Source organism: Alteromonas sp. MTD1 (assembly GCF_042848195.1).
GTDB lineage: Bacteria > Pseudomonadota > Gammaproteobacteria > Enterobacterales > Alteromonadaceae > Alteromonas.
This window is the reverse complement of record NZ_BTGG01000010.1, coordinates 58,235-77,184: the sequence shown is the minus strand read 5'-3', so window position 1 is coordinate 77,184 and position 18,950 is coordinate 58,235. Positions and strand designations below refer to the sequence as shown.

The window sequence follows — 18,950 nt, the reverse complement described above, 5'->3', positions numbered from 1 at the left end:
CTCGTCTTTATTGCTTCAAGAGCTCATCATAAAAGCGCTTAAACATAAGCACGTGAATATAAATGCTTTATAATTTCACGTTGATAGACAATTGCATAAACAGATGGTTGTTATTGTACATGATGTTAAAGGACCGCGGTCAACTTTAACATTATGAGAAGTTTCATCTGGGAATAAGCACGCGACGCTGCGCGTTAGGCCCCCGGCGGTAGACTGTGGCTTGGGCGCTGTTCGTCCATGGTAGTTAGAATGCGGTGATAGCTTTCAAATCGCTCTTTGCTAATTTTGCCTTCTTCAACCGCTTCTCTAAGAATACAGCCCGGGTCGTTAAGGTGTTTGCAGTCTCTGAATTTGCAACCACCAAGGTAGTCGCGAAACTCAATAAATCCCCACGTAATACGTTCTGTTGGAATATGCCACAATCCAAATTCGCGAACTCCAGGCGAGTCAATAAGATCGCCGCCAGCAGGAAGGTGCAGCAGTTTTGCTGCAGTAGTGGTGTGCTGTCCTAAGCCTGAGTTGTCAGAAATTTCACCGGTTAATTCGTCGGCGTCAGGCAGTACTTGGTTTATAAGGCTAGACTTACCAACGCCCGACTGACCAACAAATACGCTTATGTTGTCGTTTAAGTAGTCGTTAAGTTCAGCTATGCCTTCACCGGTTTTACAGCTGGTAAACAGCACTTCGTACCCCAGCTTTTCGTAAGTCACAAGTTGCTCTTTTACCGCGCTGCGCTCGTCGTCACTTAATAATTCTACTTTGTTCAGTACAATTAATGGCGTAATGCCAATATCTTCACAAGCAACTAAATAGCGGTCGATAATGTTTAGCGACAGCGAGGGTAAAATGGCGCTTACCACAATAATGCGGTCTATATTCGCGGCTATGGGTTTAATACCGTCGTAATAATCGGGGCGGGTAAGCACGGAGTGCCTGTCTTTTACTATCTCAATTACGCCACTAACACCAGTTTCAGCGTCATCTCCTTTGCTGAAAAAAACTTTGTCTCCACATACCACAGAGTCGACTGTACGGCGAATATGGCATCGAGACACGTTGCCCATAGCGTCTTCAACATCGGCGTGCTTACCGAAGCGACCTACCACTGTGCCGCTCTCAAGGGTGCTTTCGTCAAGCTTAGCTTTGCCTTTACCCGCATGCTTTTCTTGCAAACGCTTGCTTCGGTTCGCTGCAACTTGTCTTTTCTGTCGTTGTGTAAGTTTTGGTTTTTTCGCCACGATTCTTTTCTAGTTTCACGTATACTATGTCAATAATACCGTTTGTAGGGCATGGTTGCCATGTCTGTAGCGCAAAGAGGAACGTAATGAGTAAACACGACAGTAACCTTGTTTGGATAGATATGGAAATGACAGGGTTAGATCCTGAAACGTGTGTGGTAATGGAAATTGCCACCATAGTGACAGATGCGCAGTTAAATATTCTGGCTGAAGGGCCTGTTATTGCTGTACATCAAAGCGATGAAATTCTGGATAACATGGATGAATGGTGTACGCGAGTACATGGTGAGAGTGGGTTAACCCAGCGTTGTCGAGACAGCAAAATAACGGTTGAAGAAGCATCCAAGCAAACCATCGCTTTTCTTGAGCAATGGGTTGATGCTGGTAAATCGCCACTTTGCGGGAACACAATAGGGCAAGACAGGCGCTTTATGGTGAAATACATGCCAGAGCTTGAAGCCTATTTCCATTATCGCAATGTAGATGTAAGCACAATAAAAGAGCTAACGCGCCGCTGGAAGCCAGAAGTATTAGATGGTTTTGAAAAGAAAGGCGTGCATTTGGCATTAGACGATATTCGCGAGTCTATAGAGGAAATGCGCTACTATCGTGAGAAAGTGTTTACGATTTAGGCATTCAAACTACTAAGGGTAAAAAAAGTGGAATTAAAGGTTGCGTTACCCCAAAATTTTTGTAAAATGCGCACCACTTCAAACGAAGTACCTCTTTTGTTGCGGGAATAGCTCAGTTGGTAGAGCACGACCTTGCCAAGGTCGGGGTCGCGAGTTCGAATCTCGTTTCCCGCTCCAAATTTTAAAAGCTGACAGTAATCATTACTTTCAGTGAGCGTGAAAAGCGCGACCCCCTGTGGGCCCGCGACCGAGTGTCGGCCAGTTGGCAAATCTCGTTTCCCGCTCCAAATTCACTTACCCTCGGTAAGTTTCAAAAAGATGCACAGCATCGACTCTATGCGGGAATAGCTCAGTTGGTAGAGCACGACCTTGCCAAGGTCGGGGTCGCGAGTTCGAATCTCGTTTCCCGCTCCAAATTCTTACACAATGTTTTCTCAAGTAACATCATCTGTAATATTTATGCGACCCCTTGTTGGGCCCGCGACCGAGTGTCGGCCAGTTAGCGAATCTCGTTTCCCGCTCCAAATTTTCAAAAATCACGAAGACTCAAACACAATACAGTTGTGTCTATGCGACCCCTTGAAGGGCCCGCGACCAAGTGTGGTCTTATGCTAGTTAATATTGTCTGTACCGTACCCTTATTTTTGTATTTATTCAGTTGAATGAATATTTTTTGGGTAAGTATTCATTGTTTTTGTGCACTAACTTGGTGCTTTCGATGTAGCTGAATCTATTTCTATTCGGTGTTTATCAACTTTGATGCCCTTAAACAATGGTGCTCGATGTGGTGCAATGTGATGGCGCCATTAAAGTGCAACGTATTATCTTTCTCTCGATTGATAATAATTGCACTTTTTTTGAATAAATATCCTTTTTTCTCTGGTTTTTGATGTGGTTTGTATTAGAATGCGCGCCAATTCCGGCATGCTTTCTGCTCAATCCAAAGCGAGAAAGTACGGTCGATAAAAGCAAAAATAAAAAGCGACTAAAAAAGCGCCGGTTAAAAACCTCATGTTTTTTGAAATACAGCGAAATGTCGGATTCTCCGGTATGACAATGTGTTCGTTGTGTTTTGAAAAAAGCAGCAAAGACTTAGAGAGAATACGAATGTTTAAGAAAAGTACGCCTTTTCATTTTTCTGCCGTTGCGGGTGCTGTTTTAGCCGCATGTACAGGGCAAAGCGCTTACGCACAAACCACTGCAGTTGACGAAAAACAAATTGAAAAAGTAGAAGTAACCGCTACACGCAGAAGCGGCACGCTACAAGAAGTACCTATTAATATCTCAGCATTAACGTCTGACGTACTTCAACAACAAAACATAGAAGACCTAGATGCAGTAGCACGTTGGGTGCCGGGTCTTACTGTTACCGATCAGGGTGGTCGTAACGATTCTCCAATCATCGTTCGCGGCTTGAACACCAACTCGTCTGGCCCAGGTTCTAATGGCGGCACTGTAGCCACTTATTTTGGTGACATTCCACTATTTCTAAACATGCGCTTGGTTGATGTAGACCGCGTAGAAGTGCTTATTGGTCCGCAGGGTACCTTATACGGTGCCGGTACATTAGGTGGTGCAATTCGTTACATTCCTAAGAGCGTTGACCTTGAATTTATGTCAGGTGAAGTTACTGGCGACGTGTTTAGCATTAACGAAAGTGACTCATTAGGTGGCGAAGGTAGCGTCGTCTTTAACGCGCCTATTATTGATGGCGAGCTAGGTGTTCGTGCGTCATTAAACTACTTCAATAACCCAGGTTTTCTAGACTACAACTACGTAGTGCGTCAAACCGGTGTATCGTTGCCAGATCCAGATTGGTCAAACGAGGAAGACGTTAACAACAATCTGCGCCGTGTTGAAGATAACAATGGTGAAGACACATTAACCGGTCGCATTGCAGTGCGCTGGGCGCCTAACGACTGGTTCGACAGTACGCTGACGTATTTTTATCAGAAGCAAGAAGTTGAAGGTCGTTCAATAACACATTTCGGCTCGCTTGCAGAAGAAAACCCATTAAGCGACATCATAGGTAAGTACGAATCTGCTTACCGTTATGAAGAGCCAAGAGATAAAAAAGACGAATTGCTAAGCTTAGAAATGAAGGCCGATTTAGGTTTTGCTGAGCTAGTATCTGCCACTGGTGTATCTAGTTTTGAAGCTGACGGTCAACGTGACCAAACCGACTTGCTAATTCGTCTTGATTACAGTTACGAAGAGTTTCCAGCATTTTCTGCTTATACAGAAGAGCTTACTGACCGCGAGATATTCACGCAAGAATTACGCTTAGTATCGCAAAACGATGGTCCACTATCGTGGATTATCGGCGGTTTTTATTACGACCTAGATAGCGAAGGCAGCAGTAAAGAATTTACGCCGAACTTCGACATTTACGCCATTGATGTGTGGGGCGTTGACGGAAACTACCGTCCTGATGCACTTGAGTACTTCTCGGTTGACGAGTCTGAAGTCACTGAAAAAGCGCTTTTCGGTGAACTTACTTACGACATCACCGACAAGTGGGACGTTACATTAGGTCTTCGAGCGTATGAATACGATGTATATTCTCGTTCTGCCGTAGATTTACCACTTTATTTCACTGTATTTGAAGGTCGTGCCTCAGACTCTATCGTGCTTGATTACGGTGAAACACAGGCTGACGACAGCGGAACACTGTTTAAATTTAACACCAGTTATCAGTTTACCGATAGCACAATGGCATACCTAACGGTGAGCGAAGGCTTTAGAATTGGTGGCGCGAACAGCGTGGCTGCGTGCCCTGATAATATCGACGAGCTGAATAACCAGATTGTTTGTGCGCTAGATAACGAGCAGCTTTTTGAAGCTGATACTACGCAAAACTATGAGCTTGGTGTTAAGACAAGTTTCTTCAGAAACAAGCTTCAGCTAAATACCGCGCTATTCTATGTTGATTGGCAAGACCCACAGGTGGCAGGTGCTACGGTGAATGGTCAGCAGCCAATTACAGTAAATGCAGAAGGGGCTGAGTCGAAAGGTGCTGAGTTCTCGATGCGCGCAATTATTGGCGACAACATCACTACTTATGCTACTTATGCTTACACGAAAGCAGAGTTAACGGCTGACGCGCCATTCTTGTTTGGTGTGTTTGACGAGCAGGGCACTGCACTTCAAGACTTCTACGACGGCAAAGAAGGTGATCGCCTTCCGGGTACAGCTGAGCATCAGCTATCGTTTGGTATTACATACAGCCAAGAAGTGTTTGGCGATAAAATGTTAGACGTAAACTACGGTATTACAGCGCAAAGCGATGTATTTACTACTGTTGGCCTTCGTCAAGACGGTGAAGCGCTGCCGGGTTATGCAGTGAGTAACTTAAATGCCACGATTTCTGATGAAGATTGGTCGGTGACCTTGTACATAGACAACTTGTTCGACAAGTATGCCTTTACATCAACTCGCCGTAATGTGGGCGATATTGGTTTAGGTCAGTTTAATGACGAACTGCAGCCTAACGGTATTGAGCTACAGCGTAACTATGGCCATTACGTGCTAACGCCACGCACAATTGGCTTGATGTTTAAGTATCAGTTCGGCATGTAATCGAGTATTTAGCTTAGGCTAAAGGCTACATATTACTTGTGATAGTATGGTGTTTTACGACATCGTACACGTAGAAATAAAAGATACGCGCAATAATAAAAGGCGCTTATGCAGTATGTATAAGCGCCTTTTTTGTAGCTACAGCACTACCGAAAAAAGTTTCTACAATATTACCCATTGAATACAAAAGCGGCTTTACAATGAACTCAAACGATACGCGTTTAAACAAGGCGGTTGAATGCCTTGGTAAGCGTGACTACAAGCAAGCTCACCAATACTGTGTTCAGGTTATCCAACAGTTTGGGCCTCATGCACATGCTTATTTTTTGCTTGGCATCATACACATTGAAATTGGGCAAATAGACAAAGCCATTACGCTGTTTGAAACGTCTAATGATGTTGAGAAAAGGCCAATTACTTTTGCCTATATGGCAAAGGGTTATGCCCTTAAAGGCGACATGCAACAAGCGCTAGATTGTGTACAAATGGCACCTGTCGATTCTCTGTCTAGAGCATTAGATCTTGATACCGTAGGTGTCTCGCTTTCTCGTGTAGGCTTGCATGACACCGCAAAAGCTTACTTTGAAAAAGCATTAGCGCTTTCACCTAACAACCCTCAGTACAATTACAACTATGCGGTTAGCTGCAAATTTGCAGGAAAATTTACGTTGGCTCGCGCTCATTTTGAAAAGGCCATTACTGTTGCGCCTGACTTCCATCAAGCCCATTTTGCCCTGTCTGATTTAGGCACTTCAGGTGCAGATGAACACGCTAGCGATGAAAGCACATTGTCGAAGGAGCGACTACAACAGCTTACTGCACTTGCTGAAAAGGTGGAAAATAACCCAGAGGGCCGCCTTCATATTGGTCATGCACTTGCGAAAGAATATGATTTGCTGGGTGATTATGAACGCGCTTTTAAGTCGCTTCAGCATGCTAAGGTGCCGCATCACCAGCGTAGTGTAGCTGCATTAAAAGACTACCAGTCAATTTTCGAAACGCTTAAACGCAACTTACACATTCAAACACCGAAGAGTTCACAAACAAGTGATGCGCCTATCTTTGTTGTAGGCATGCCGCGAAGTGGCACCACATTGGTTGAGCGTATTCTAAGTCACCACTCAAAAGTGGCATCGGGCGGCGAACTCCAAGATTTTGGTGTAGCGGTAAAACAAGTTGCCGGCACTAACAGTCAGTTGGTGCTAGACACGCCAACCATTGAAAAGGCCTACCAAAGTAATCTAAGTGCTATTGGTGAACGTTACCTCACACGAACCGCGTTTTTGCGAAAAGGGCACGAACGTTTGGTAGATAAATTACCGTTCAATTTTTTCTATATTGATTTAATACGGCGGGCATTACCTAACGCAAAAATTGTATGCTTACAGCGTAATGCTATGGACACCTGCGTAGGTAACTTTCGACAGCTATTTTCAATTCACAGTCCGTACTATGCTTATGCCTATGATTTAGAAGTAATAGGCCAACTTTATTTAGGGTTTAATGAGTGGATAAATCGTTTTGCAGAAGCTTATCCTGAGTCAATTCATGTACAGTCGTATGAACGTTTAGCAGAAAACCCTGAGCAAGAAGTGAAATCAATGCTCGCGTTCTGCGGTTTATCTTGGGAAGCACAATGTCTTCAAGTACAAGACAATACACTACCTGTATCTACCGCAAGTAAGGTTCAAGTGCGCGAACCCATTAACACAAAGTCGATTGGAAGGTGGAAACGGTATGACTCTCAACTCGATAAGTTAAAAGCAATTATTGGATAACTCAGTACACACTTGTTACACACTCAAAACATAATATCGTTAGTTGTGTATTAAATTCATTTGTTGCAACTGTATTAAACAACGATTATGTTTATAGACATGCAACTGGTCTAACCAGATTGAGTGGCGCCTTTAAAACCAACGTTGTTTAACACGTTAAACACCAAGGTGCTTAAACGAATTTTTGTAAGACTTTGAATAGTCAGCGTGGACACCATGTCAAAAAACTATGTATTAAACACCTACAACAAATTTATGAAACTGCCGTTTGGGCAGAAGCTATTTAGCTGGTACTCAGCGCGAAGAGCACCTTACTTTTCAACGGTTTCACCACTAATTACTGACATTAAACCCAACTACTGCGAAGTGCTTATTAACAAACGCAAAGCAGTGCAAAACCATATTGGTACGGTTCACGTTATCGCTATTTGTAACGGTTTGGAAATGGCAATGGGCTTTATGTGTGAGGCGTCTATTCCAAAAAATTTGCGCTGGATCCCTAAAGGCATGGAAGTGAAATATCCTGCAAAAGCCGATTCGGATATTCGCTGTGTAGCCGAAGTACCTGAAGATGCATGGAAACCAGGCGATCTGCCAATTTCGGTAAAAGCGTATAATGCTGAAGGTACGGTAGTTGTTGACGGCACTATTACCGTATGGGTAAGCGAAAAACGCAAAGCTTAAATAGAATGTCTATATTCAAAAATGGCCGCTTCGCGGCCTTTTTTATACCTTTCAATAATGATTGTTTTGTTAAGTTTTTACTACCTTCACTTAATTCTTTGACAGCCTTTAAAAACCCAACTAAGAATAACGTGTACAGCGATAAGAACGCTATATCGGAAGTCTATTTCACCAAGGTTTGTTGTGGGTTATTTCTAAAGCAACGCTCGTCTTTTACCGCTTTAGCCATCAATTAATCTTGCTTGTATTACAAACATTTTGTGTTGTGGAAGAGGTTAAGATGTCAGTGATCACCAAAGAGCAAGTTACTAGAAAGCCGTTTGCGGATAAAAAGCATTATCCCTATGGCTTTGCACGTTCTGGCGATTTCTCAATAAACGAAAGTAAGCTACTGCAGGCTCACGGCAGCCTTTTCGCGGCGTTGGTCGACGGAAAGATAACGCCAGAAAACGATGAAGAGCAACAGTACTTAGAGTCGGCGTTAGGGCATCGCGAACCGTCAACGCCCCAAGAAAAAGCGTGGTTAAAGTACCAAGCACGTATCAATCGCCCTAAAACTGCCAGTATTTATGGTTCGAAGCGTGGTGCTGCGGAAGAGGTTGACGATGATGACGATATAAGCGATAACAGTGACCTCGACATCGATCTTGATGACTAAGCCTACCTACACCAAGTTATTTCCTCGTCCTTGTTAACTTGGTGTAAATTTATATCCTAATAAGTGTAAATTTCACATTCACATCGAAATATTTATCCTAATTATTACGAATATTGGGATATATATCTCACTTTTACGCGATTTGGTGTTTTATCTTCCTATTACCTTAGATATAGTCGGGGCATCGTCAACGTACGCTGACAAACACCCAACCCATTACAGGAGATAGCACTGTGAAAATGATGTCGGGCGCAGCCATGGTGGTTGAAGCGCTAAAAGATGTAGGAGTGACACACTTGTTCGGTTACCCAGGCGGTGCCGTACTAGACATTTATGATGCGTTATTTGCGCAAGATGATGTCAAACACGTCCTCGTGCGTCATGAACAGGCAGCCGCACATATGGCGGATGGTTATGCACGTTCAACTGGCAAAACCGGCACAGTGCTCGTCACATCAGGTCCGGGTGCAACCAATACTATTACGGGTATTGCCACTGCTTACATGGACTCTATCCCAATGGTTGTACTGTCAGGTCAGGTACCGTCAATGCACATCGGTGAAGATGCGTTCCAAGAAACCGATATGGTAGGTTGTTCGCGTCCTATCGTTAAACACAGTTTCTTAGTTAAGCGTGCGGTTGATATTCCTGAAGCGATTGCGAAAGCGTATTACATTGCCAATACCGGCCGACCTGGCCCGGTAGTGGTTGATTTACCGAAAGACATCGTAAACGTAGCAGAAGAGCATCCGTATGTGTTCCCAAGCGATGTAACCATGCGCTCTTACAACCCTACAGAAAAGGGCCACCCTAAGCAGGTTAAGAAAGCGGTTGAATCGCTTCTTAAAGCGGAACGCCCTGTACTTTATGTAGGTGGTGGTGCAGTAGCCTGTGATGCATCTGAAAAAGTTATTCAGCTAGCGGAAACGCTTAACGCGCCAGTAACCTGTACCCTAATGGGCTTAGGCGCAATGCCGGGTACTCATAAGCAATTTATAGGTATGCTGGGTATGCACGGTACCCTTGAAGCGAATAAAACTATGCATAATGCCGACTGCATTATTGCACTAGGTGCACGCTTCGATGACCGCGTAACTAACAATGTAGACAAGTTCTGCCCACATGCCGACATTATTCATGTTGATATCGACCCAGCGTCTATTTCTAAGACCGTTAACGCACACATTCCTGTGGTTGGCTCGGTTGATAAAGTGCTCGAACAAATTTTAGGTCAGGTAGAAAAGAAAGACTTGTCGGGTCAAAAAGACAAGCTGAGCGACTGGTGGCAGCAAATAGAGACTTGGCGTACGCGTAAGTGCTTAAACTACAACCAAGGTGAAGAGGTTATTAAGCCGCAGCGGGTTATCGAAGCGCTTTACAAGCATACCGATGGTAAAGCGTATGTAAGCTCAGACGTAGGTCAGCACCAAATGTTTGCTGCATTGTATTACCCTTATGATAAGCCTCGCCAGTGGATTAACTCGGGTGGTCTAGGCACCATGGGCTTTGGTTTGCCTGCCGCAATGGGCGTGCAGTTTGCGCACCCAAATTCAACGTCGGTAGTGGTAACGGGTGACGGTAGTATTCAAATGAATATTCAAGAGCTGTCTACCTGCTTGCAGTACAACCTGCCAATAAAAATTATCTCGCTAAACAACCGTGCATTGGGCATGGTTCGCCAATGGCAAGACATGATTTATAAAGGCCGTCATTCGCACTCTTATATGGACTCAATGCCAGATTTTGTGAAGCTGGCTGAAGCGTACGGTCACGTGGGCATTAAGGTAGATAAACTCGACGAATTAGATGCCGCAATGGAGAAATGTTTTAGTTACACAGATCGCTTGGTGTTCATGGACATCTCAGTAGACCAAAACGAACACGTATATCCTATGCAAATTAAGTACGGCGCAATGGATGACATGCGCTTAAGCAAGACGGAGCGAACCTGATGAAACGTATTATCTCTGTATTAATGGAAAACGCCCCCGGCGCACTTTCAAGAATTGTAGGTGTATTTTCTCAGCGTGGTTACAACGTTGACTCGCTTTGCGTAGCACCTACTGATGACGCTAGCTTATCGCGCCTTACTATTATTACGCACGGCGACGACAAAGTTATCGAGCAAATTACCAAACAAGTTAATAAGCTCATTGACGTGCTTAAAGTGGTAGATTTAAGCGAAGGTGCACATATCGAGCGCGAGCTTATGCTAATCAAAGTGGCAACGCGCACCGAGTCAGTGCGTTCTGAAGTAAAGCGCAATGCTGATATCTTCCGCGCGCGTATTGTTGATGTGAACGTGAATAATTACACCATTGAGATTACGGGCACCACCGACAAGCTTGACGCCTTTGCCAGCACCATGGGGCAATGTGCGGAAATTATTGAGTCATCGCGCACCGGTGTGTGCGGACTTGCTCGAGGTGATAGAGCGCTGCGACCTTAATAGTCTTAGGCGTTAAAAGCCGCATTCAAGTTAATAAAAAAGGGCGCAACGCGCCCTTTTTTTAATTCTGTGACCCATTCTAAATAGAATTGGCGTTTATTCGAATGTACCTTTAACCACAGCAGTACTGTCTTTCACTAATTGTTTGCCTTTCGCCAGCACATGCACAATGTCTAGCGACGCTTTATCGCAAAGTACTAAATCGGCATCACAGCCTACTTTAATTTTGCCCTTGTGGTGCAGTTTAAGCTTGCTCGCAGGGGTAGTACTTACTACTGAAATAGCGTTTTTCAGCGACACATTGTGTTCAAGAACAAGCGCTTTAAATGTTGCAAATAAACTTCCTACTTTACCCACTTCTAAACCAACAAGCGCCCCATTTTCGTTAAACACAGGCAAACTTGCGTTGCCATCAGAGCTCATACTAAGTTGTGAAGCTGGCACACCTTGCGATAAACAATAGGCAATGGCCTGCGCCGCAGGAATTTCACCTTCTTCAATAAACTGTTCATTGGTGCTGGTGGTCATATCAATAACTCCTCCTGCACGGGTCCACGTAATTCCCGCATCAAGAAGGCTTTGATTGCGATTAATGTGCGTTGGATAGAACTGGCTAGCAGGTATGTCGGTTTCATTAACCACATCGTGCAACACAGAAAGCTGGCGCTTTCCATCGCCTGTGTGAATGTAAACTATACCGGCTTTCCCTGAAATCATACCGCCGGTGCGAGCCTGCGCTGCTACTTCAGCGAGTGCTTGAACCGTGGGCTCTGCGGCTCTATGGTCGGCAATGGCCACTTCACCAACCCCAATCATACAATCAATAAGTGCAATATCATCTGTTACGCTACCTGTAATAGTACGAGCAGGTAAGTGATACGAACCGGTGTAGCAATACGCACTTATCCCTTCTATGTTCAGCCCTTTGGCTTTAGCTAATAAGTCGGGCAAAGTACGGGTGGTTGCATCTGTTCCCAGTGCACCAATAACCGTAGTTACACCGTGAAGTGATGCCTCTGTTAACGACATCTGTGGCGTTCGTGTGTGAAAGCCGCCTTCACCGCCGCCGCCAGAAATGTGCACTAAACTATCTACAAGCCCCGGAAGCGCAATTAAACCACTGCCGTCAATCACGTCTACTAAAGACTCATTAATAGCTATGTTTGCATCAATACATGCAATGGCATTGTTGGCAATAAGAATATCTACGGTGCCCATTGGCGAGGGGGCGTAGCATTCCACATTTTTAATAAGCGTAAGCATTTAAGAAAAACCTATAAGAACGGCAGTGACAACGGTAAGTGAAGCAAGAGCAAAAAGACTAGCGCAAAACTTTGCGATGAATTTTACCCATGTCGTCCAACTAACACCAGCCACGCCTAAACAGCCTATTAATGAAGCAGAGGTTGGAATAATTAAATTAGTCAGTCCGTCGCCTAATTGAAAAGCCAATACTGCTACTTGGCGAGTCACGCCAACAAGGTCAGACAGCGGCGCCATTAACGGCATAGTAATAGCTGCTTGGCCAGAACCTGAAGCAATAAAGAAGTTAAACACACTTTGGAATAAAAGCATTAGCCATGCGCTCACTACCGAGCCCGTTTGCGCTAACGCCGTGCCTGTGTGATGTAACAGGGTGTTTAATACCGATGGCGACGTTACATCGTCACCGCCAAGTACTAGTACAATACCTTTTGCCATGCCTACTATTAATGCTGCTGGCAAAAGCGACTGCGCGCCGCTTACAAATGCTGCACTGATGTCATTCATACGCATTCGCCCGCCAAACCAAGCGATAGTACCAATAACAATGCCCATGCAGAAAAACTGTGATGCAATTTGCGGAATGTAGTAGGCATGTACAATTACACCCCACATCACCCAACAAATACTGGCAAAAAAAGCCACAAGAATAAGCTTGTCGGTAACGCTAAAGGTGTGCGCTAGTCCAGTGTCATCTTGTGGTGACTCAATCGTCGTATTAATTGTAGAAGGTGAACTAACACCTGTTTGAGGGTGAGCCTTCAGCTGCTTGGCATAGCGCAGAGTGAACACGAGTCCAAACGCCGTAAACAAAACCCAAGTTGCCATACGAAACGACTGACCTGACATTAGCGGCACGTCGGCAATACCTTGGGCAATAGCCACCGAAAAGGGGTTCATCCAGCTGGTGGCAAAGCCTATTTGCGTAGCCACATAAGTAACAAGCACGGCCATGATGCCGTTGTAACCCATGGCCGTCATTAAGGGAACAAGCACAATACAAAACGCAATGGCTTCTTCACCCATGCCAAAAATAGCGCCGCCGAGTGAAAACAATAAAAACAATGCAGGTAGTAAAAGGTTATCAGCGTGCTGGTAGCGTTTAATAAGCGCCATAATGCCGTTATTAATGGCACCGGTTTGCATAACAATACCAAATGCGCCGCCCACAATAAGAATAAAAGCGATTACGCCTACTGCTGCGCCCCATTTGTCGCCCGACACCATACCGTCGAACGCATAGTTAGCAATACCTGTAGTGTTGCCCGTGCCGTCAAACAACACAAAACCATGGCTCTCTTCTACATAAGCAAAACTGTCTGCATCTAACACGCTCTTAACCGCGCCATTTGATGTCACTATTTCTTTTGTTTCAAATGTACCCGCTGGCACAAGCCATGCCACTAGCCCAGCAAGCAGTATTACAAAAAACAAGATAACGAATGCATCGGGCATTCGCGATGTTGAAGGTGAATGTTGCAACCTTACCTCCTAAAACAAAGAGGGCAATTCGCCCTCTTTTATTACTGGCTTACAATAATAACACTTACTTAAAGTAGTAGCTTAAGGCTAGCGTATATTGCGTGCCGAATGGGTCGTGGTTAAAGGCGTCAAAACCTCTACCCGAGCCATAAGCGGTAGGAGCGTCTCGGTCGAACAGATTGTCGATGGTTAAACGAATATCTGCATTGTCGAAGTAATAGCCGGCACTTAGCGTAACAGTTGTCCATGCGCTCACATCGCGGCTTTGGTCTTCCTCTGTAATAGCGCCAAGTTCAATAAGCTCGTCAATTTCTCTACCGCGTAAGCGAATAATATCGTCTTCGTAGCTGCCGGTATAGAAAACGTAGGCGCCTACGTACCAATCTTCCTGCACATAGAAAAGCTCGGCTGTAGCAACGGTTTCTGGATAACGGAACGTGCCCGCTAACGATTCAATTTCATCCGACCCCGGTCTGTTGCGATCGTAAGTAAGATAATGCGTACCCGAGAAACCAAACTCTAATGTACCGCTGTCTAACTCGTAGAAGTGATCGATATTCCAGTCAATACCTTCAAGTTCCTGAGTGCCCGTATTGTCTAACAGTAAGATGTGATCTCTGAAAAGTGGTAGTTCAGCAAAACGCGGATCGTCAAACGCAACCCAAGCATCTAAAATCTCAGTTAGGTTAGCACCGTCATCTTCAATGGTATTACCTGCGCTGTCGGTTACTAAACACAAATCGTCAAGGTATGAAATACCAATTTCGCCTTCATCCAATACACCACAGTGGCGCAACGACGCATCGGTAATGGCTTGGTTCAACACGCCCGTCATATTGGTATCAACAATGTCTTCATGGTCGAATGTCCAATAATCAACAGTAATATCGGTGTTATCCGTTGGGCTATAAGCAAAACCGAATGAGTACGTTTCCGACTCTTCTGCACGCAATGCGGGGTTACCAAGCTCTAGTACGTTGTTACCACGCACAGTACCTTGGCCTTCACAGTACAAGTCTGCAATTGCGCTGTTTACTGAGCAATCAAAAGAGGCTCGAGTTGTTCTAAGCTGAACACCTGCTTGTGTTAGTGATGGAGCGCGGAACGCTGTAGACCATGAGCCGCGAAGAACTAAATCTTCAATAGGGCGATAAGTGAAGCCAACCTTTGGATTGAAAGTGCTGCCAAAGTCGTTGTAATCATCAAAACGACCTGCAAGGCTAATATCGAATTGGTCGGTTACAGGTACAAATAGCTCTGCAAATACGCCCATTTGGTTTCTGTCTGCCGATGAGGCGCTAGAACCAAAACCGAATACGTCTACTAAGAAGTTATTTTCAGCGCGGGCTTGCGAATCAAGTGAGGGAAGGTCTGTTATTTCCTCACGTCTAAATTCAACACCGGCAGCCAGCAGCACTGCGTTGCCATTGAACTGTGTAATTTCACCATTGATCTTGGCATCAAGACCAAACACTTTACTGGTGCCATCACGCGTTGGGCGCGCTAGCGCTAGCGCTAAAATAGCGTCGTTTGCTGCATCTCCCACTAAAAATGGGTTGTAGGCTGGAAGTAATGTACCGCCGCCACAACTTAAAATGTCGTCAGCACTGTTGTATTGAGCAATGTCTCCGTTGTCGCACAATTCGCCATGAGCCGCTGCTGTGTATTGGTAGCGGTTGTAAATACCCTGAGTGGCTACTTGCTCAGATTCGCTGCGTGAATAAAGTGCGCCAGCTTCCCATTCCCACTCGCCAATGTAGCCTAATAGTGAAGAAACCAAACGTACTGCATTGGTCTCTACTTCAACGGTACGGGGCGCGGCAAAGCGTGCATCATATTGAAAGCCTTCAAGCTCACGGCCCGCCACTGTATCGAAGGGGTCTACGTAAAGGTTATCAAGAATGGCGTTGCGGTCTGCTGCATCAAGTACGTCAAGAGCTTCAACGCCTATCCATGCACCTTCTTCATCGTCAACCTGATTAATGGGAGCAGGTGTAGAAAACGATGTTGACGTGGTGTGCGACGCTAGTAAGTCGGTGCGCCACGTCACGTTTTCGCCTTGGTACGTATAGGTAAAACCACCTGACAATGTTTCTAAAGGCGTTTCAAAATAGTCATCTTCGTTGCCATAATAGGCGCAAATTTCTTCGCCGAACTCAGTAATGGTTAATTCATTAGGGCAGTCAGGCGCAGGCATTTCATTGCCATCTCTAGCGCTATTAAAATAAATGTTTGGCTGGCCTTTCGCTAGATACGAGTAGCTGCTCTCTAAAATTGGATCGCGGGTTTGCGAGAAGTCAGTAGCGCGAATTTCTTTTCTGTCGTAGTAGTCGAAAAACGCCGTTAAGTTACTTCCGTTATCGAAATTCTTACCCCACAGCATTTGCACATTAAACGCACCATGGTCGTTGCTGTTGGTTGTATTTTCGTAGTTAGTTTGAAGCTCTAAGCCCTCATAATCATTTTTCAGAATGTAGTTGATTACACCGGCTACGGCATCTGCACCGTAAATAGCAGAGGCGCCGGTTGCTAGAATTTCAACTCGCTCAACGGCAGAAGCAGGAATGCTGTTGATATCGACAAAGTTTTCAGTGCCAGAAGCAAAAGAACTTGCTGCAATGCGTCGTCCGTTAACCAACGTTAGGGTAGACGAAGGGCCAATACCGCGTAACGAGGCCGCTGCTTGCCCCGGCGGGGTAGAAGTAGATGTTGCACCACTTTGTGTAGTGTCAAATGTTCCTACGCCACCGCGTGCTTGCGTTACCGTGCGCATTAATTCTGAAATAGTAGAGGCACCGGTACGTGCAATGTCTTCTGAAGTCAGTACCGTTAGCGGCTGTGAGCCTTCTAGGTTGGCACCGCGAATGTTACTTCCGGTCACTTGTATGCGTTCAACGGTCTCTTCTTCTGTGGCTTCTTGAGCGAATACAGCCCCAGAAATACAAAGAGATAGATAACTTAGCGTGCCAATAGACACACCCATTTTGTGCATTAACGTCGATTTTTTCATTGTTATGATCCCATAGCGCGCACGGTCTATTGCCGCTTCTAGCGCAATTCAACACCTGTTGTAGTTTAAGAGTTTGCTGCAGGGCGCAGCTGTGCCGCTTCAATGAATTGAAGGGCGAAGGAGCTACTCGTCGAACCACTCCGACAAGTAAAAGTTTTGATAGCGATAGTTGCCTAAATTGGCAGCTTTCTTGATCATCGAATAAACCAGTGTTGTGACGAATTATGCATTTCGTCTGAATCAAATAGCGTTGTTCGGTACTAACTTTACCGTTGACATTAATAACTTGTTAACACTACCGTGGATAAAAGTCAATCAATTAAGTGTGCTGCTGGTTCTAATGAAAGAAGTCTCTTTTTGTCGAAAAAATATTCGTTTAAACGTAAGCCTTAGAATACCGATTTCTGTATTTTTTTGTTTTTATATATCTGTATTTTCTTGTTTTTCTTTTGCTTCTGCCGACTTGGTGTTGGCCGGTGGCGCTTTGAAAACATGCTCGAGTATGTCGACGAAAAACTGTTCGTCGACGATGGATTTTAACAACGCAAAAGCGACTATTTTGTACGAGGTTAATCAAAAGTCGTTAGCGCGATATAAAGCATTGATGGAAATGCACGCAGTAAACAACGATTTTTTATATTCAAAATTACTGCATATAAATTCAAATTCGGCTGGGCTTACAAAAAATGAATTGTTTGATGCGTTAAACAACGAAGGATTTTCAAACAGCGATATTCGAGGGCTTTCAGATGCAGAATATTTCATATTGTTAGATGCACTTGAAATGCAGCAATTAAATGAAAATGGCGCGCGTTTACAAGAAAAAGTATCGCTAGCGAGTACAAAAGAAAAAGCATCGGTTGATGTTTACACAGCTTTTCTTGACGGTGCTCGCGCAAAACGTGCGGCAAAAAATGCTTTTAAAAATGGTTTTAAACAAATAACAGCTGGAGATAATGCGCTAAACACACCTACAAGAATAGGTGTTGTTACCGCTTCATCCCGTGACCCATTTGAAGCTGTCGATTTTTATGTTGGCGTATTTCAACAACCCAATGTAGAAGTCGTTTGGCTTCCTATTTCGCCTGCCTTTCAAAAAGCGGCGTTTATTGAAAGCATGGGAGGCAATGGTTGTGAGCAGCTTGAAACATTTAGAGCACAAAACCATTTATACGACAAAGCGCGCCTTTATCCGCAGCGTACCGACATGCAGCGTCAATGGTGTGAAGATAGCAGTGTAGCTATTAATACTTTGTCTAACCTCGACGGTATTTTCTTCAACGGTGGCGATCAAAGTAAAACATTGGCCGCGCTAAGTACGCCAACGGGTCAGCCGACGCCGTTCCTCAATACTTTGCGCTCAATGTGGCGTAACGATCAAATTATTGTTGGTGGAACAAGCGCAGGCACCGCAGTGCAGGCTGGCGGATACGCCAATGGTCGCCCTGTGCCAATGTTAACCAGTGGAAGCTCAAAAGGCGTGTTGTCTAGCGGTGTGTTTTCGGTTCCACCGGTATCAGAGCGCTGTGAAGATGAGGGCTGTGAGCAGGTTCTTGTTGATAATGCAGTAACCGTTAATCCAACCGGCGGTTTGGGTCTTTTCAATTTTGGTTTACTCGATACCCACTTTTCAGAGCGCGATAGGGAAGTACGCCTTATTGCAGCGACTGCACAAAGCTTGCAGCAGTTTGGTTTTGGCGTTGATGAAACCACAGCATTGGTGGTCGACATGCATAATAATCAACACAATAACCAACATGGCGCAGATTTTACTGTTGTTGGAAAGTCTGGGGTGTTTATTGTCGACCTTGGTCAGGGGCGTGTGGAAGAGTTAAGAAACGGTGCGGCAGCAAGTAGAGTAGTCGCGGGCTCGGCAAGCTATGTTCCAACGGGCGCAAAGGGCACTATTGTTGGTGAAAAACTCACAATCGATTTAACAGCCACAAAAGAGCAAAAAAGTGCTCAGCATAAACGCAAAAATGAAGATGGCGTTTGGCGAGAGCAATCAATGCGCTTATGTCGCGATGGAATCGATGCAGCTTGGGAATTAGAGGGCACGCAGCATGTATTGAAAAAATCTGCCGACTCGGCAGTGTTGCGAAGTCATTATTGTGGCTATAGCAATGTGCCGTTTCTGGTTTATGAGCCCCAATAATAAGGATTCGAAGTGAATAACG

General features: G+C 44.9%; 12 protein-coding genes and 2 tRNA genes. 10 read left to right on the top strand and 4 right to left on the bottom strand.

The window, feature by feature from the left end; translation table 11 throughout:
- Positions 1-194 precede the first annotated feature (194 nt).
- On the bottom strand, positions 195-1,238 hold the full coding sequence (rsgA, locus tag ACGHAV_RS14375; protein ID WP_390382063.1) for a small ribosomal subunit biogenesis GTPase RsgA: 1,044 nt from the start codon (positions 1,236-1,238) through the stop codon (positions 195-197).
- A gap of 86 nt (positions 1,239-1,324) precedes the next feature.
- On the opposite strand from rsgA, the gene orn reads away from it, so the two are divergent.
- The 9 genes from orn (at position 1,325) to ilvN (ending at position 11,018) form a co-directional block, all read left to right on the top strand.
- A complete protein-coding gene (orn, locus tag ACGHAV_RS14370) occupies positions 1,325-1,870 on the top strand; it encodes an oligoribonuclease (RefSeq protein WP_334015603.1) in 546 nt (181 codons plus the stop codon).
- Between the two features lie 101 nt (positions 1,871-1,971).
- A tRNA-Gly gene (locus ACGHAV_RS14365) sits at positions 1,972-2,047 on the top strand.
- Positions 2,048-2,208: 161 nt separating this feature from the next.
- Positions 2,209-2,284, top strand: a tRNA-Gly gene (locus tag ACGHAV_RS14360).
- A gap of 693 nt (positions 2,285-2,977) precedes the next feature.
- Entirely contained in the window at positions 2,978-5,449 is a 2,472-nt protein-coding gene (locus tag ACGHAV_RS14355) for a TonB-dependent receptor (protein ID WP_390382060.1), read from the top strand.
- A gap of 200 nt (positions 5,450-5,649) precedes the next feature.
- Complete coding sequence (locus tag ACGHAV_RS14350) at positions 5,650-7,227, top strand: sulfotransferase (RefSeq protein ID WP_390382057.1); 1,578 nt, start codon at positions 5,650-5,652, stop codon at positions 7,225-7,227.
- 216 nt (positions 7,228-7,443) lie between these two features.
- Positions 7,444-7,911, top strand: a complete 468-nt coding sequence (locus ACGHAV_RS14345) for a hotdog fold domain-containing protein (RefSeq protein ID WP_390382054.1) — start codon at positions 7,444-7,446, stop codon at positions 7,909-7,911.
- A gap of 280 nt (positions 7,912-8,191) precedes the next feature.
- A complete protein-coding gene (maoP, locus tag ACGHAV_RS14340; RefSeq protein ID WP_334015609.1) occupies positions 8,192-8,569 on the top strand; it encodes a DUF413 domain-containing protein in 378 nt (125 codons plus the stop codon).
- A gap of 233 nt (positions 8,570-8,802) precedes the next feature.
- Positions 8,803-10,521 (top strand): acetolactate synthase 3 large subunit, encoded by a 1,719-nt coding sequence (locus tag ACGHAV_RS14335; protein ID WP_390382050.1) that lies wholly within the window; start codon positions 8,803-8,805, stop codon positions 10,519-10,521.
- Positions 10,521-11,018 (top strand): acetolactate synthase small subunit, encoded by a 498-nt coding sequence (gene ilvN, locus ACGHAV_RS14330; RefSeq protein WP_390382047.1) that lies wholly within the window; start codon positions 10,521-10,523, stop codon positions 11,016-11,018. Before ACGHAV_RS14335 ends, ilvN begins: the two co-directional genes overlap by 1 nt.
- Before the next feature lie 96 nt (positions 11,019-11,114).
- Here the strand turns inward: ilvN and iadA are convergent, their stop codons facing one another.
- The 3 genes from iadA to ACGHAV_RS14315 form a co-directional block, all read right to left on the bottom strand.
- Positions 11,115-12,281 (bottom strand): beta-aspartyl-peptidase, encoded by a 1,167-nt coding sequence (iadA, locus tag ACGHAV_RS14325; protein ID WP_390382044.1) that lies wholly within the window; start codon positions 12,279-12,281, stop codon positions 11,115-11,117.
- Positions 12,282-13,763 (bottom strand): putative basic amino acid antiporter YfcC, encoded by a 1,482-nt coding sequence (gene yfcC, locus ACGHAV_RS14320; RefSeq protein WP_390382041.1) that lies wholly within the window; start codon positions 13,761-13,763, stop codon positions 12,282-12,284.
- Between the two features lie 64 nt (positions 13,764-13,827).
- On the bottom strand, positions 13,828-16,773 hold the full coding sequence (locus tag ACGHAV_RS14315; RefSeq protein ID WP_390382038.1) for a TonB-dependent receptor domain-containing protein: 2,946 nt from the start codon (positions 16,771-16,773) through the stop codon (positions 13,828-13,830).
- Positions 16,774-17,275: 502 nt separating this feature from the next.
- Here ACGHAV_RS14315 and ACGHAV_RS14310 point away from each other — a divergent pair.
- A complete protein-coding gene (locus ACGHAV_RS14310) occupies positions 17,276-18,928 on the top strand; it encodes a cyanophycinase (RefSeq protein WP_390382035.1) in 1,653 nt (550 codons plus the stop codon).
- The last annotated feature ends 22 nt before the right edge of the window (positions 18,929-18,950 follow it).

What these genes read in the sequence shown, in the direction of transcription:
- ilvN (WP_390382047.1), top strand. Translation starts at nt 10,521, where the DNA reads ATGAAACGTATTATCTCTGTATTAATGGAAAACGCCCCCGGCGCACTT.
- maoP (WP_334015609.1), top strand. Translation starts at nt 8,192, where the DNA reads ATGTCAGTGATCACCAAAGAGCAAGTTACTAGAAAGCCGTTTGCGGAT.
- ACGHAV_RS14310 (WP_390382035.1), top strand. Translation starts at nt 17,276, where the DNA reads ATGTCGACGAAAAACTGTTCGTCGACGATGGATTTTAACAACGCAAAA.
- ACGHAV_RS14350 (WP_390382057.1), top strand. Translation starts at nt 5,650, where the DNA reads ATGAACTCAAACGATACGCGTTTAAACAAGGCGGTTGAATGCCTTGGT.
- ACGHAV_RS14355 (WP_390382060.1), top strand. Translation starts at nt 2,978, where the DNA reads ATGTTTAAGAAAAGTACGCCTTTTCATTTTTCTGCCGTTGCGGGTGCT.
- ACGHAV_RS14345 (WP_390382054.1), top strand. Translation starts at nt 7,444, where the DNA reads ATGTCAAAAAACTATGTATTAAACACCTACAACAAATTTATGAAACTG.
- orn (WP_334015603.1), top strand. Translation starts at nt 1,325, where the DNA reads ATGAGTAAACACGACAGTAACCTTGTTTGGATAGATATGGAAATGACA.
- ACGHAV_RS14315 (WP_390382038.1), bottom strand. Translation starts at nt 16,773, where the DNA reads ATGAAAAAATCGACGTTAATGCACAAAATGGGTGTGTCTATTGGCACG.
- iadA (WP_390382044.1), bottom strand. Translation starts at nt 12,281, where the DNA reads ATGCTTACGCTTATTAAAAATGTGGAATGCTACGCCCCCTCGCCAATG.